The sequence below is a fragment of the Nocardioides sp. genome, assembly GCF_050699375.1.
GTDB lineage: Bacteria > Actinomycetota > Actinomycetes > Propionibacteriales > Nocardioidaceae > Nocardioides.
Genome location: NZ_JBOHDN010000088.1, coordinates 1 through 14,365 on the forward strand (window position 1 = coordinate 1; position 14,365 = coordinate 14,365).

The window sequence follows — 14,365 nt, forward strand, 5'->3', positions numbered from 1 at the left end:
CCGGTGATGCCTGCGATCGCCTACCCGCTCGGGGAGAAGAACGGCCAGAAGCACGGTCTGGTCTCGCCCGACGGCGAGGTCGCCACGGTCTCGCTCGTGGTCAACTACGCCGACGAGGACCCGACCGCGCTGCTGGACCTGCGCGACGACCTGGTCGAGATGACGGAGCTCGACGGCGTCGACGTCTATATCGGCGGCGCCGGCGGGTCCACCGCCGACCAGATGGAGGCCGGCTCGGGCATCGGCGGTGCGCTGCTCTACGCGGCCGCCGGTGTGGTCATCGTGATCCTGCTGATCACCTACCGGAGTCCGGTGCTGTGGTTCCTCCCGCTGGTCTCGGTGCTGGTCGCGCTGGTCGTCTCGATGGGCGTGGTCTATCTGTGCGCGATGTACGCCGGGCTGACCCTCAACCAGATGAACCGGGCGATCCTCGACGTACTCGTCTTCGGCGCCGGCACCGACTACGCCCTGCTGCTCATCGCCAGATATCGCGAGGAGCTGGGCCGGCACGAGGACCGGCACAAGGCGATGGCGGCCGCGCTGCGCGGCTCGGCACCCGCGATCATCGCCTCGGCCGGCACGGTCACCGTAGGCATGCTCGGGCTGATGGTCGCGACCATGGGGTCTACCGCCAGCCTGGGGCCGGTCTGCGCGATCGGCATCGTCGCCGGCCTGGTCGTGATGCTGACCCTGCTCCCGGCGCTGCTGGTGATCACGGGTCGCTGGGTGTTCTGGCCGATCAAACCCGCGTACGGCACCCCTGCTCCGGCTCATGGCCCCCGGGAGAGGCGCGGAGGGATCTGGGCCCGGCTCGGCGGCTGGATCCGGAAGCGTCCACGGGCGGTCTGGATCGGCACCGCCGCAGCGCTCCTGGCCTGCTGCGGCGGACTCTCGATGCTCAACATCACCACCCTGGACAGCTCGGAGACCTACACCAAGGACTTCCCGTCGCTGATCGGCGACCGCGTGCTCGAGGAGCACGACCTGAGCGACCCCTCCAACCCGATCCAGGTCGTCTCGGCCCAGGGCACCGAGAAGGACGTCGTCAAGGCGCTGACGAAGGCCGGCTATGAGGGCGTACAGCCGGTCACCGACGGCACCCACGAGGTCGCGGTGACCGCAGTCCCGTTGACCACCGACCCGATGTCCAAGGCGTCCTTCGACACCGTCGAGGACGTACGCAGCGTCATCCACTCCGTGGACGGCGCCGACGCGCTCGCCGCCGGCACCGCCGCGATCCAGCTCGACATGGCAGCCGCCACGGACCGGGACACGAAGGTCGTGATGCCGCTGGTGCTCGGCCTGGTGCTGATCATCTTGATGATCCTGCTCCGCTCGGTCCTCTCGCCGGTGCTGCTGATGGCCACCGTCGTGCTCAGCTTCGGCGCCGCGCTCGGACTCTCGGCGGTCATCTTCGACGCGATGGGGTTCGCGGGTCAGGGCCGCGAGTTCCCGCTGTTCGTCTTCGTGTTCCTGGTCGCGCTGGGCATCGACTACAACATCTTCCTGATGCACCGGGTCCGCGAGGAGGCCGTCGAGCACGGCGACACCCGTCGCGCTTCCCTGGTGGCGCTGTCGGCGACCGGCGGCGTGATCACCAGCGCCGGCATCGTGCTGGCCGCGACCTTCGCCGTGCTCACCACCCTGCCGCACGTCAGCTTCATCGAGATCGGCCTCGCGATCGCTCTCGGGGTGCTCCTCGACACGCTCGTCGTGCGCTCCATCCTCGTCACCGCCATCAACCTCGACCTCGGCGACATCATCTGGTGGCCCAGCAGGCTCGCCCGGGGGCGAACGAAAACTCGTTCGCCTCGTGCGGGGGGTTCAGGGGATCCGGCGCGTCTGGGTCATCCAGGTCGTCCAGGTCATCCGGTGCCGCTGGCCGAGCAGTTCCCTCAGCAGCCGCCCCGACGAACCGCACCAGGATCAGCCACTCCACGACCGACCCCGCCACGACCGGCCCCGCCGCGCTACCAGCAGCCGCCGCCGGGACAGAGGCGCCCACCGCAGCCCGGTCGGCGGCAGCCGCCGCGCCGGCCCTACCCCGAGCAGCCCTACCCCGAGCCGCCCGGCCCACGGCCATATCCGCGACCGAACCCACCGCAGGGTCGCCCCCGGCCCCGCCGCCCCGGCGAATACTGACGGGTTCCGCACGAACCACGCAGAATCTTCGATCTATGGCCTTCCGAAATCGCAGAGTGTCTTTACGATGTGCATACGACTCGGGTCGATCGGCCCGGGCTGTCCACTTCACTGACATGCGGGGCGTGCGACATGGGGCCAGACGACCAGGACAAGACCAGACCGGGTACGCCGCGGCCCACACCCCCGGCCCAGCCTCCGGCCCAACCGCCGACGCCTGAGCCGGCGAGTCCGGTGGACCCGGATGCGACCCGGATACCGGGCAACAGCCCCATCCCGCCGCCACCCCCTTCGTCCGACCAGGGCCCGCCACCTCCGCCTTCCCCGGCATCGCCGCCCCCGGCATCGCCGCCCCCGGCATCGCCACCTCCGTCTTCACCACCTCCCTCTTCACCTCCTCCGGCCTCACCCTCACCGGCCTCGCCCCCTCCGGCCCAGCCGCCCACGCCGTCGACGGCGCCTCCCCCGCCGCCACCCACGACGGCGATGCCGGCGGCGCCGACGAGCGGCTACGGCCCGCCCGCTCAGCAGCCGCCTGCTGCGTACGCCACGGGTTATGGGCTGCCGGCACACCACCAGCCGAAGAAGAGGAACAAGGGCCTGCTGATCGGGCTGGGTGCCGCGGGCGCGGTCGTGCTCGTCGCGCTGCTGGGCACCGGAGCGTGGGCGTTCTTCAGCGGGCGCCTCGGGTTCGGGCCGCTGAGCGGGGAGGACAAGAAGGCGGTGACCGCGATCGCCGCGGACGCACCCAAGCCGTCCTGGGCCTCGGCCGGGGACTCCAAGTGCGCCGCCGAGGAGCTGGTCAAGGACGAGCGCACCGACGGCCTGACCAAGGCCGGGCTGATCAAGGCGTCCGGCGAGTCGGTGGCCTACACCGGCGCGTGGAAGGGACCGCAGGCGACGACGTACGCCGCAGGCCTGCTCTCCTGCTCCGGCGACTGGAGCAAGGCCATCGGCAAGGAGTGGGCCCTGGCCGACACGGGCTGCCTCGGCGATGTCGACGAATCGGCGATGGCCGGGCTGATCGCCACCCGGGACATGGAGGTCGAGGACGCCAAGGCCGGGAAGCAGGCCGACAAGGCCGTCTCGGCGCTGGACGAGTGCTACGTGAGCGATGAGCTCTCCGCGCCGAGCGCCACCGCGACTCCCGCCGTCCTCGGCGTCGACTTCGCCGTCAAGGCGCCGACGGTCGAGGGCAGCGAGGTGACCGTGCGGGCGAGGTCCGCCGACGCCTCGGAGTGGAAGCCGGTCACCGACGGAAAGGTCAACATCCCGGTACGCGAAGGGGGCCAGGAGGGCTGCGCGACCTTCGAGGCCTCGATCAGCTATCCGTGGGGCACCACCAAGGCCAGCGAGGACGAGGCCTGCGGCACCGCGAAGGACCGCCGGCTGTGGTGGACGAAGGACAGGTCGTGCGCCCAGCCGAAGTTCGCCCCGTGCAGCTCCTGGACGCTCCACTACGAGGGCTATGAGCTGCTCTCCAGCGTCACGGTCAAGCTGAAGCTCAACGGCGGCAGCTGCCGGTCGGCGTCCGGCTCCTGCTCGGACACCGCCTTCGTCACCAAACCGAGCGGCACCTGGACCAGCTGGACCGCACCCAAAGGCTGGAAGGACCGGTTCACGGCCCAGGCCGACGGGCTGACCGCCGTACTCCCGAACTAGCCCAGCCGAATCAGCCCGTCGCGATCGACGACCCCCACATCCGAACCAAGGACTTCTTAACAAATGGTCTCGACCGTGGCGTTGCCTCGCTGCGATCGTTAAGGGGACGCTAGGGTTTCGGCAGAGGTCGGAATCGGGAAAAAAGTCAGGGCGAGGTCAAAAAAGATGGTTGCGTTCCCCCAGGAAGGCGAGCAGTTCGGTCGCTACGTGATCGAGCGGGTCCTGGGTCAAGGTGGTATGGGTGTCGTCTACCAGGCCAAGGACCCAGCTCTGCGTCGCAAGGTGGCGCTCAAGCTGGTGCTGCCCTCGCTCACGGTGGACAAGGACTTCATCACCCGCTTCGAGCGCGAGGCCAACATCTTGGCCAAGCTCCGCTCGCGCAACATCGTGCAGATCATCGAGTACGGCGAGGTCGAGGGCACCGTCTACCTGGTCACCGAGTACGTCCCCGACGGTGACCTGCACGGCTGGCTGAAGGCCAAGGGCTCGCTGGATACGGTGCAGGCCCTGCGCCTGGTCGGTGACGTCAGCGACGCGCTCTTCGACGCCCACCGCGCCGGGGTGGTCCACCGCGACGTGAAGCCGTCCAACGTGCTCCTGTGGGAGCGCCAGGAGGGCGAGCTCGTCCCCTACCTCACCGACTTCGGGATCGCCACCGAGGGCGACTCCAACGTGACCCGGGCCGGCTCCGTGGTGGGCTCGCTGCCCTACATGTCGCCCGAGCGCCACCTCGGTGAGCAGGCGACCGCGTCCGGCGACATCTACGCCGCCGGTTGTCTGCTGTGGGCCTGCCTGACCGGCAAGGCTCCCTACGCCGGCACCGACTTCGAGCTGATGAGCGCCCACATCAACAACCCGGTGCCGCGGCTGCCCGCCTCGACGCCGGGCGCCGACCTGATCAACCCGATCATCCAGAAGGCGCTCGCGAAGAAGCCGGAGAACCGCTACCAGACCGCCGCGCAGCTGTCCAAGGCACTCGACAAGGCCGCCGACCGGCTCGAAGAGGCCGGTCTGGGCGGCAGCGTCGCCGCCGCAGCCGCCGGCGCGGCCGGATCCGATCTCGGCTCCCGTCCCGGCGTCGGCTACGACACCACCGCCGACGGCACCTCAGGGGGCAGCAACGCCGGCAGCAACGTGCCCGAGGCCGAGGCCCAACCGACGATCGTCAAGCGCCCGGGGGAAGGCACGCCGACCCCCGCACCGGCCGCCAACGAGACCGACTCGACGGTCGTGCACAGCGGCAAGGGCATGCCCCAGGCCGCCGCCGCTACCGGCGCGGGCGCAGCGGCTGGTGCCGCGGCCGGCGGGGCCGGGGGCGGCAAGCCCGAGTGGCTGCCCTCCCACCACTCCGACGATGGCCAGGGCGGCGACAAGAAGAAGATGTACACCGTGATCGGCGGCGGCGTCGCCGCGGCGCTGATCCTCGGGGTCGGCATCTTCACCCAGGGCTTCGGCATCTTCGGCCTCCACGGCGACGACGCCAAGGCCGCTGAGGCGATCGCCAGTGGCGTACCCAAGCCGGGTTGGGCCAGCGAGGACCAGATGACGTGCGCGGCCGAAGGCCTGGTCGAGAAGGTGCCGGCCGCCGAGCTGCGCTCTCACGGGGTCGTGGACGCCGGCGACGACTGGACCTACACCGGCGACTGGCCCGCCGACGATGCCATGAACTTCGCGCAGGGTCTGCTCGACTGCACCGAGTCCTGGTCGACCGAGATCGGCGACAGCTGGAAGGTCGGCGACGCCCGCTGCATGGAGAAGGAGGTCGACAAGACCTCGATGGCCGGCCTGATCGCGGTCGACGACCTCCTCAAGGACTCCGACCCCGGCGCCGCCGGCCCGGCCAAGGAGAAGGCCGTGAAGGCCCTCGACGCCTGCTACGTGAAGGCCGACGCCCTCGGCGCCGAGGTCACCCCGAAGCCCGCCTACATGCAGGTCGACTTCGACGTGCAGGAGCCCACCGCACCCGGTGGGGAGTCGGTCATCGAGATCGCCAAGAAGGGCAGCAGCAGCGCCGAGGAGCTCAAGGGCTCCTCCTACGAGCTCCCCGTCGCCGAAGGTGGCGTCGAGGGCTGCATCTCGGTCAACACGACCGTCAGCTTCGCCTGGGGCACCGAGAAGGCCACCAAGGGTGAGTCCTGCGGTTCGGCCGAGCCGAAGAAGCTCGAGTGGGTCAAGCAGGACAAGTGCGACGACGAGGACTACGCGAAGCAGAAGATCGCCTGCCACACCTGGCGACTCCACTTCGAGGGCTTCCAGCCCGGCAAGACGTTCAACGTGAAGCTCACCCTCAACGGCGGCAAGTGCGGAAAGGGTGCGAAGTGCGACTGGCCCGGCACCGCCGACGGTGAGGGCAAGGGCGCCATCGTCGACTGGTCGGGTCCGCAGGACTGGAACGCCAAGTTCGTCGCGACTGCGCCTGGCGCGAGCGCCCAGATCGACAACTAGTTCGACAACTGGGCGGTGCCTACTAGGCTGCTCGTGATGAGCGACCAGCCGACACCTCAGCAGATCCGCCGGGCGCTGGCCCGGGCCGAACGTGGCGCAGCCCTGGACGTGGCGGAGGCTTCGGTCCTTCTTGCCGCCGGCGGCGACGACCTCAAACGGTTGACCGCCGCGGCGGGGAAGGTACGTGACGCCGGACTTGTCGCGGCCGAGAGAGCCGGGACGGTGACGTACTCACCGAAGGTCTTCATCCCGGTCACCAAGCTCTGCCGCGACAGGTGCCACTACTGCACCTTCGTGGAGACCCCGGGGCAGGCGGAGCGGGAGGGCCGTGAGCCCTACCTGAGCCCCGACGAGATCCTCGAGATCGCCGCCGACGGCGCGAAGCTGGGCTGCCTGGAGGCCCTGTTCACCCTCGGCGACCGCCCCGAGGACCGCTGGCCGGAGGCGCGGGAGTGGCTGGAGAGCCGCGGCTACGACTCCACGCTCGACTACGTCCGCGCGATGGCGATCCGGGTGCTCGAGGAGACCGGCCTGCTCCCCCACCTCAACCCGGGGGTGATGTCGTGGGAGGAGATGAACCGGCTCAAGCCGGTCTCCCCCTCGATGGGGATGATGCTCGAGACCACCAGCCGGAGGCTCTTCGAGACCAAGGGCGAGGCCCACTTCGGGTCTCCCGACAAGGACCCTGCGGTGCGACTCCGGGTCCTCGAGGACGCCGGCCGCCTCTCGATCCCCTTCACCTCCGGGCTCCTGGTCGGCATCGGTGAGACGCTCACCGAGCGCGCGGAGACGATCTTCGCGCTGCGCAAGGTGCACAAGGCGTACGCCGGGCTGCAGGAGATCATCGTGCAGAACTTCCGGGCGAAGCCGTCGACCGCGATGCGGCACGTCGATGACCTCGGACTCGACGAGTATCTGGCCGCGATCGCGGTCACCCGGATCGTCCTCGGACCGAAGGCCCGCGTGCAGGCGCCGCCCAACCTGGTCGACCTCGATGAGTGCCGGGCGCTGCTCGGCGCCGGGATCGACGACTGGGGCGGGGTCTCGCCGCTCACGCCCGACCACGTCAACCCCGAGCGCCCCTGGCCCTCCCTCGACGCGCTGCGCCAGGTCAGCACCGAGGCCGGCTTCCAGCTGCGGCCGCGCCTGACCGTCCACCCGGAGTACGTCGCGAGCACCCTGCGCGACGGCCAGGCCTGGATCGACCCGCGCGTCCTCTCCCACGTCGAGGCGCTCGCCGACGAGGACGGGCTGGCCCGTGACGGGGCCCGGCCAGAAGGACTGCCGTGGCAGGAGCCGGACGGTGGCTTCACGGCTGCCGGCCGGGTCGACCTTCATGCCTCCGTCGACACCACCGGGCGTACGAACGACCGCCGCGACGACTTCGAGACCGTCTACGGCGACTGGGACACCATCCGCGAAGCCGCTACCCGCACATCCAGCGCCGAGTCGGCGGGTCTTGCGGCGCTCAAGGCGGCGGAGAAGGACCCCGGCAACCTGTCGGACGAGCATGCGCTGACCCTGATGACCGCCGAGGGCGACCTGCTCCGCCAGGTCACCAGGCTCGCCGACGACCTGCGCAAGGAGGTCAACGGCGACACCGTGACGTACGTCGTCAACCGCAACATCAACTTCACCAACGTCTGCTACGTCGGCTGCCGGTTCTGCGCGTTCGCCCAGAGGAGGACGGACGCGGATGCGTACTCCCTCGATCTGGACCAGGTCGCCGACCGCGCGGAGGAGGCGTGGAACCTCGGGGCGACCGAGGCGTGCATGCAGGGCGGGATCGACCCGGAGCTGCCCTCGACGGCCTACTTCGACCTCGTCCAGGCCGTGAAGCAGCGGGTGCCGGAGATGCACGTGCACGCCTTCTCCCCGATGGAGATCGTCAACGGCACCTCCCGCACCGGGCTGTCCATCGAGGACTTCCTGATCAAGGTGCGCGAGGCCGGGCTGGGCTCGCTCCCGGGCACCGCGGCGGAGATCCTCGACGACGAGGTCCGCTGGGTGCTGACCAAGGGCAAGCTGCCCGCGAAGACCTGGATCGAGATCGTCTCGACCGCTCACCGCGTGGGCATCCCGACGACCTCGACGATGATGTACGGCCACGTCGACAACCCGCGCCACTGGGTCGGGCACCTGCGGGTGCTCGCCGGGATCCAGGACCGGGCCCGCGAGCACGGCGCTGGATCGTCTTCCGCTGGCGAGCTCACCGAGTTCGTACCGCTCCCCTTCGTCCACACGAGCGCCCCGATCTACCTGGCCGGCGCCGCCCGCCCGGGCCCGACCCTGCGCGACAACCTGGCTGTCCACGCGCTCGCCCGGATCATGCTCCACGGCCGCATCGACAACATCCAGACCTCCTGGGTCAAGCTCGGCGTCGACGGCACCAGGGCGATGCTCCAGGCCGGCGCCAACGACCTCGGCGGCACCCTGATGGAGGAGACCATCTCCCGGATGGCCGGCTCCGAGCACGGCTCGGCGAAGACTGTGTCCGAGCTCGAGGAGATCGGCGCAGGCATCGGCCGGGACGTACGCGAACGAACGACGTTGTACGAAGGTCGATGACACGCCGTGAACCGCCCCCGGAGGTCGTGATGCACGTGGTGTTCTACAGGAACCTCAATCTCGGTCACGCCGGGTCGCCGAACCGGGAGCAGCTGGAGGATGCGCTCAATCGTGGCGGGGCCTCGCACGTGAGGTCGTTCCAGACGAACGGGACGGTGTTGTTGAAGGCCGAGGACCCCGAGCGGGTCGTGGCTGAGGCAGCCGGCGAACTGGTTGCCATGGCGGGGTACGACGACGCAGCGATCGTGCGGCCGCTGGCAGATCTGGAGCGCGTCCTTGCGATCGGCGTGTTCGAGAAGCACCAGTCCCCCCGCACGTACCGCGAAACCGTGACGTTCTTCCAGGGCGGCAAGGAGCCGAGTTGGTCCACGCCGTGGACCAACCCCAAAGACGACGTCGACGTGCTGCACATCGGAAACGGGATCGCGCTGAGCCTGATCCGCAAACCCCGCAACTCCGCGGGGAGTCCCACCTTCGAGGTGGAACGGGCCACCGGTGGCGTGGCCACGACGAGGACCCGCGGCTCCATCGACCGGCTGTTGACTGCCGCCGCAACGTGGAAGTAGTCCGTGTCGTCGAGCCTCATGTGACCTGAACGTTGGTCACATGACCAAATTCCTGGTCATAGCCTGACGCGGAGGCCGCTGGGGAGTACCAGCGGGTATCCGAAACGGACTACCCTCTACGATCCTCGCTAACTTGTCTCGAGGAAGAGTGAGATGTCCGACCCCACCGGAAACACCGCTCAGCAGCAGCCGACCCCCACAGAGCTCGCCAACGCGGCGGCCGAGGAGGCCCGGCGGCGACGCCTCGGGCTGCCCCCGTTGCCGCGTCGTCGGCGCGACCGGGGCCGCCCCGTACGTCTGGTGCTGCGGTGGCTCGTGATCGTCTGCGTGGTCGCGGCGGTGGCCGTCCTCGGTACGTCCGCGTGGGCCTACTTCAGCGGAGAGATCGGCCCGATGCGCGGTGACGAGAAGGACGTGGCGCGCACCCTCACGCTCGCCGGCGACACCCCGGCGTGGGCGGACCCCGAGCAGCTGCGCTGCGCCGCGGAGGCGGTCGTCAAGGACAAGGGCAGTTCGGGGCTCACCGATGCCGGTGTCGTCACCAAGACGGGCAGCGGCTTCAGCTACACCGGCGAGTGGCCCTCGGCGCTGGGTTCGCAGTGGTATTCGGAGCTGCTCGACTGCGCCGACGGTGTCGGGGCGAACAGCTGGGCCAAGCAGGTGGCCGGCGCCTGGACGCTCGAGGACCCCGGCTGCCTCAGTGAGGTCGGCAGGCCCGCGATCGCGGGCGTCCTCGCGGTCACCGACCTCCGCCTCACCGACGAGGACCTCGCGGCCAAGAACGTCGCCGCGATCACCGATCTCGACAGCTGCTACGCCCGCACGCCCGCGGCACCGACGGCCGGCGCGGCCTCCGGCTACCGCCAGGTCACGCTGAAGGTCACCGCACCGACGGTGACCGCCGGAATCCCCTCCATCGACGACGGCAGCGCCGAGCCCACCGCCGGGGAGGACCCGGAGCTCACCTACACCCTGCCGGTCGACAAGGGCGGCGCCGAGGCGTGCGTGGAAGCAACCACCAAGGTGACGTACGCCTGGGGCACGGTCCGCACCGGCGAGCCGGCCAAGCTCTGCGGCAACGCCGCCGAGGCCCGGATGGAGTGGCGCAAGGTCAACCACACCTGCCCGAAGGGCAAGCCGAAGTGCACCTACGTCGCCGCGTACGTCGACGGTTTGGCGGCCGACCAGAGCCTGACGGTGACCTACAAGCCGTCGGGCGACTTCAAGTGCCCGGGCAAGAAGCCGACCTGCAAGGTCAAGATCAAGGCCGGCTCCGAGGGCCGGGCCCAGACATCCGGGATCCTGGCGACCGGGAAGAAGGGCAAGATCCTGGCCACCGCGGGCAGCCTCAGGGCGACGTACCCCAGCTGAAGCGGAGCCCGAAGCAATAGGTACAGCTGAAGCGGAGCCCGAAGCAATAGGTACAGCTCATAGGCCCCTCGTAGGCTGGGCCCGTGCCCTCCGACCTGACCTTCGGTGCGACCCGCGGACCCAGCCCAGACCCCTCGCGGCGCCCTCCTGCGCTGCCGCGGAAGCGCCGCCGGACCCTCGTGGACCTGCCGGGTGGGACGTACGCCGCCGGTGACTCCTTCGGCGAGGGGTATCAGGCCGACGGCGAGGGGCCGGTGCACCCGGTCGAGCTGCCCGGGTTCCGGCTCGACGCGACCGCGGTGACCAACGAGGAGTTCGCGCGCTTCGTGAAGGCGAGTGGTCACGTCACCACCGCCGAGCGTGAGGGCTTCTCGGCCGTCTTCCACCTGGCCTTCGATGGTTCGCCGCGCGACATCCTGGGCCGCTCCCCCGAGGCACCCTGGTGGCTGGGCGTACGTGGCGCCTCCTGGCGGTCACCGGAAGGTCCGGGCTCCAACGTCGGCCGCCGCGGCAACCACCCCGTCGTGCACGTCTCCTACGACGACGCGCTCGCCTACTGTGACTGGGCCGGCACCAGGCTGCCGACCGAGGCGGAGTGGGAGTACGCCGCCCGCGGCGGTCTCGCCGGCTCACGGTTCCCCTGGGGCGACGAGCTCGAGCAGGACGGCACCCACCACGCCAACGTCTGGCAGGGAGACTTCCCGGACACCAACACCGCCGCCGACGGCTATGTCACGACCGCCCCGGTGCGGACGTACGACCCCAACGGGTTCGGCCTCTTCCAGATGATCGGCAACGCCTGGGAGTGGTGCGCGGACTGGTTCTCCCCGACCTACTACGCCGACCTCGTCGACGCCGGCTCCCCCTCCGACCCACGCGGGCCCACCGAGGGCCTCACCCGGGTCATGCGCGGCGGCTCATTCCTCTGCCACGAGTCCTACTGCCACCGCTACCGGCTCTCGGCCCGCTCCAGCAGCCCGCCCGACTCGACCGCGGGCAACCTGGGTTTCCGGTGTGCCGCGGATCAGCCGGCTGGATAGAACTTCTTCGGGCAGCTGTCACCCGCGCAGGTCGCGTACTTCTCGTTGAGCTTGCGCAGCTCCGCCAGCTCGTCGGCGTAGTCGGGAACGAGCGCGAGCGAGCGGATCTGGTAGGGATCCTCGCTGCGGTCGTAGAGCTCCTCGCTCCCGTCGGAGAAGCGGGCGTAGGTCCAGTCGCCGAAGCGGATGCCCGAGTAGATCTGCTTGCTGCCGTCGTTGACCCGCCAGGCGGAGATCGGGAGGACCCGGTCCTGCGAGGGGGCGACGAGCCATGGCAGGAAGTTGACGCCGTCCTGGACTCGACCGGGTTCAGCGCCTGCGGCCGCCATGATCGTGGTGGCGATGTCGGGGTTGCCGACCGCGGTGGACGATGACCGACCGACGGGGATGCCCGGTCCGCGCAGGATCAGCGGGATCCGCTGCGTCTCGCGGTAGTGCATCAGCTTGCCGTTGATGTTGTGGCCGCCGGTGGTGTAGCCGTTGTCGGAGGAGAAGATGATGATCGTGTTGTCGAGCTGTCCGGTCTCCTGAAGACGGAGCACGTGGCTGGCGACCGCGCGGTCGACAGCCTGCACGGCCTCGATCCGCTGTTCGTGGGCGATCCGCAGCTCGGCTCGCCCTTCGGCGTCGAAGGTCTTGCGAGAGGCTGAGATCCGCGGTGCGTCGGTCGGCGTGCGGAACATGTTGGGCGTGTCCGGCAGCTCGATCCCGTCGAAGGAATGCTTGTCCTCGTCCGCCGGCCTGGTGGTGCTGGTGCCCTCGGGGTCGTCCTTCTCACCGGGACCGCCGTGGTGCGGCGCGACGTAGTTGAGCCACAGGTACCACGGCTTGTCGGCGCGCTCGGGCGCCGAGATCATCTCGTTGGCCTGGTCCCGCATGACATAGGTCGTGTAGCGGTTGTACGTCTCGAGCTTGCCGTTGTGGTTGATCCGCGGCCGCACGAAGTTGTACGTCGACATGTCGACCGTCGCCCGCCAGTCGGTCCAACCGGGAGGGACGTCCTCGGCGGTCCCGCGCATGCCGTAGCCGTTGAGGTACTTGCCGGTGTAGAGGGTGTCGTACCCGGCGTCCTGCATCGCCTCGGGCAGCGTGGCGGTGTGGTCCATCGAGGCGTAGCCACCGCGCTCGCCGTTGATGGTGACCGTGCCGTGGTTGTGAGCGTACTGGCCGGTCAGCAGCGAGGCGCGGGCCGGCACGCAGATCGGGGTGGGAGCGATCGCCTCGGTCATCGACGTGCCCTGCTCGGCCAACAGGCTGCGTACGTGGGGCATGTACTCGAGGTCCTCGTAGGCCAGGTCGTCGGCGGTGACCATGAGGATGTTGGGCTTCGTCGAGTAGGGCTCCCAGTCGGGGGCTTTCGTGGCCGTGCGCGGCACCACACCGTCGTCGGCGGACCCGCTGGCGTGCGCGAAGGCATTCTCGGCAAGCGACCCGAGCGAACCGGCGTGGGGCAGTGCGCCGATCATCATCGACGAGCCGGCGAGCACGGCAACAGCCGCCACCGCCAAACGGGCGCGAGGCGCCATCTGAGTCCGCTCCCTCGGTCGAGTCCCCGCGTCGTTCGCGTCCGGCCGGTTCCCCTCGAAACCGGACGGGGTTAACGTTACCGAAGGGGCCGTCCAGGTCCCCAAATGCCGGCCGGATGAGGAGACTCAGGTGAGCGAATCACGCGGGAACTATGGGGACTACAGCGTCGATGACGAGGACCAGATCAGCGGCGAGGACGCACTCTCCGGTCAGGTGCTCGAGGGGGAGGTCCGCGACGAGCTCGACCACGGCATCGTCACCGCGGACCACTACTCGACCGACTACGGCAACACTCCTTGGGAGGAGGAGCACCGTGAGTGCATCGACCAGCGCAAGCATCAGGAGGTGCCGGAGCCGGATCCGTACGCGGCCGAGTATGACGACGCCGAGGAGTCCGACGACCCCGATGGCCGAGAGGTCGGCGGCCAGCGGGCCGGGCGCCTGGTCGACCCCGGGTCCGAGGAATACGGGCCGGACGCCGGCATCGACGGCGCCGGGGCCTCTGCCGAGGAGGCCGCCATCCACATCATCGACGACAGCGACTCGAACGACGACTAGGCCGTGAGCAACTAGGCGGTGAGCAACTAGGCGGTGAGGTCAGCCACCTCGAGCACGATCTCGACCTCGAACCCCTCGGAGCTCTCCAGGTAGAGCGCCGTGTGCTCGTCGCCTCCGGCGTGCGGGTAGCGGTCGGCGTACATCTCGTGCCAGCCGTGCTCGGTCGACTCCGCGCGGATCCTGTCGAGTTTGTCTCGGCTCTCGAGGGTGAACGCGATGTGGTTCACGCCCGGTCTGAGCCGGTCCTGCGAGCCGTGCTGGTCCTGGGAGTGCTCCATGAAGACGTACGTCCCGTCCGGTGCCTCCCAGAGGTGACCCTTCTCGCCGGCCTCCCAGCCGAGCTCGCCGAAGAGCCAGCCCCATTGCCCCGAGGCGGTCTCGAAGTCGTCGACCCAGAGGTCCCAGTGGTGGATCGCTCGCATCTTCGTCTCCCGGCTCAGGCGATCATCCGACGATCGCGACGTTCTTGACCTCGATGTCGTGTGC

At 69.6% G+C, this 14,365-nt stretch carries 10 protein-coding genes; 8 read left to right on the forward strand and 2 right to left on the reverse strand.

Annotation, left to right across the window (positions count from 1 at the left end; genetic code table 11):
* The 7 genes from ACRDPS_RS06080 to ACRDPS_RS06110 form a co-directional block, all read left to right on the forward strand.
* On the forward strand, positions 1-2,142 hold a 2,142-nt coding region (locus ACRDPS_RS06080), incomplete at its 5' end, for an MMPL family transporter (protein ID WP_431500729.1).
* A 486-nt stretch (positions 2,143-2,628) separates the two neighbouring features.
* A complete protein-coding gene (locus tag ACRDPS_RS06085; protein WP_431500730.1) occupies positions 2,629-3,804 on the forward strand; it encodes a hypothetical protein in 1,176 nt (391 codons plus the stop codon).
* A gap of 165 nt (positions 3,805-3,969) precedes the next feature.
* Positions 3,970-6,249: a serine/threonine protein kinase gene (locus ACRDPS_RS06090; protein ID WP_431500731.1), complete on the forward strand. Its 2,280-nt coding sequence runs from the start codon at positions 3,970-3,972 to the stop codon at positions 6,247-6,249.
* A 36-nt stretch (positions 6,250-6,285) separates the two neighbouring features.
* Positions 6,286-8,817 carry a bifunctional FO biosynthesis protein CofGH gene (locus ACRDPS_RS06095; RefSeq protein WP_431500732.1) on the forward strand — a complete coding sequence of 844 codons (2,532 nt, stop codon included), beginning with the start codon at positions 6,286-6,288 and terminating at the stop codon, positions 8,815-8,817.
* Entirely contained in the window at positions 8,814-9,383 is a 570-nt protein-coding gene (locus ACRDPS_RS06100) for a DUF1697 domain-containing protein (protein ID WP_431500733.1), read from the forward strand. Before ACRDPS_RS06095 ends, ACRDPS_RS06100 begins: the two co-directional genes overlap by 4 nt.
* A gap of 153 nt (positions 9,384-9,536) precedes the next feature.
* Positions 9,537-10,754, forward strand: coding sequence for a hypothetical protein (locus ACRDPS_RS06105; protein ID WP_431500734.1), 1,218 nt, complete (start codon positions 9,537-9,539; stop codon positions 10,752-10,754).
* Between the two features lie 83 nt (positions 10,755-10,837).
* Positions 10,838-11,794 carry a formylglycine-generating enzyme family protein gene (locus ACRDPS_RS06110; protein ID WP_431500735.1) on the forward strand — a complete coding sequence of 319 codons (957 nt, stop codon included), beginning with the start codon at positions 10,838-10,840 and terminating at the stop codon, positions 11,792-11,794.
* Here ACRDPS_RS06110 and ACRDPS_RS06115 read toward each other — a convergent pair.
* On the reverse strand, positions 11,779-13,320 hold the full coding sequence (locus ACRDPS_RS06115; protein WP_431500736.1) for a sulfatase family protein: 1,542 nt from the start codon (positions 13,318-13,320) through the stop codon (positions 11,779-11,781). The two genes, ACRDPS_RS06110 and ACRDPS_RS06115, sit on opposite strands and share 16 nt — an antisense overlap.
* Positions 13,321-13,450: 130 nt before the next feature.
* On the opposite strand from ACRDPS_RS06115, the gene ACRDPS_RS06120 reads away from it, so the two are divergent.
* A complete protein-coding gene (locus tag ACRDPS_RS06120; protein ID WP_431500737.1) occupies positions 13,451-13,879 on the forward strand; it encodes a DUF5709 domain-containing protein in 429 nt (142 codons plus the stop codon).
* A gap of 26 nt (positions 13,880-13,905) precedes the next feature.
* Here ACRDPS_RS06120 and ACRDPS_RS06125 read toward each other — a convergent pair whose 3' ends face one another.
* Positions 13,906-14,301 carry a VOC family protein gene (locus tag ACRDPS_RS06125; protein WP_431500738.1) on the reverse strand — a complete coding sequence of 132 codons (396 nt, stop codon included), beginning with the start codon at positions 14,299-14,301 and terminating at the stop codon, positions 13,906-13,908.
* Positions 14,302-14,365: the final 64 nt, after the last annotated feature.

Bases quoted from the DNA above. Each gene is read 5' to 3' on its own strand.
- ACRDPS_RS06095 (WP_431500732.1), top strand. From the start codon at position 6,286: ATGAGCGACCAGCCGACACCTCAGCAGATCCGCCGGGCGCTGGCCCGG.
- ACRDPS_RS06105 (WP_431500734.1), top strand. From the start codon at position 9,537: ATGTCCGACCCCACCGGAAACACCGCTCAGCAGCAGCCGACCCCCACA.
- ACRDPS_RS06125 (WP_431500738.1), bottom strand. From the start codon at position 14,301: ATGCGAGCGATCCACCACTGGGACCTCTGGGTCGACGACTTCGAGACC.
- ACRDPS_RS06085 (WP_431500730.1), top strand. From the start codon at position 2,629: ATGCCGGCGGCGCCGACGAGCGGCTACGGCCCGCCCGCTCAGCAGCCG.
- ACRDPS_RS06100 (WP_431500733.1), top strand. From the start codon at position 8,814: ATGACACGCCGTGAACCGCCCCCGGAGGTCGTGATGCACGTGGTGTTC.
- ACRDPS_RS06115 (WP_431500736.1), bottom strand. From the start codon at position 13,320: ATGGCGCCTCGCGCCCGTTTGGCGGTGGCGGCTGTTGCCGTGCTCGCC.
- ACRDPS_RS06090 (WP_431500731.1), top strand. From the start codon at position 3,970: ATGGTTGCGTTCCCCCAGGAAGGCGAGCAGTTCGGTCGCTACGTGATC.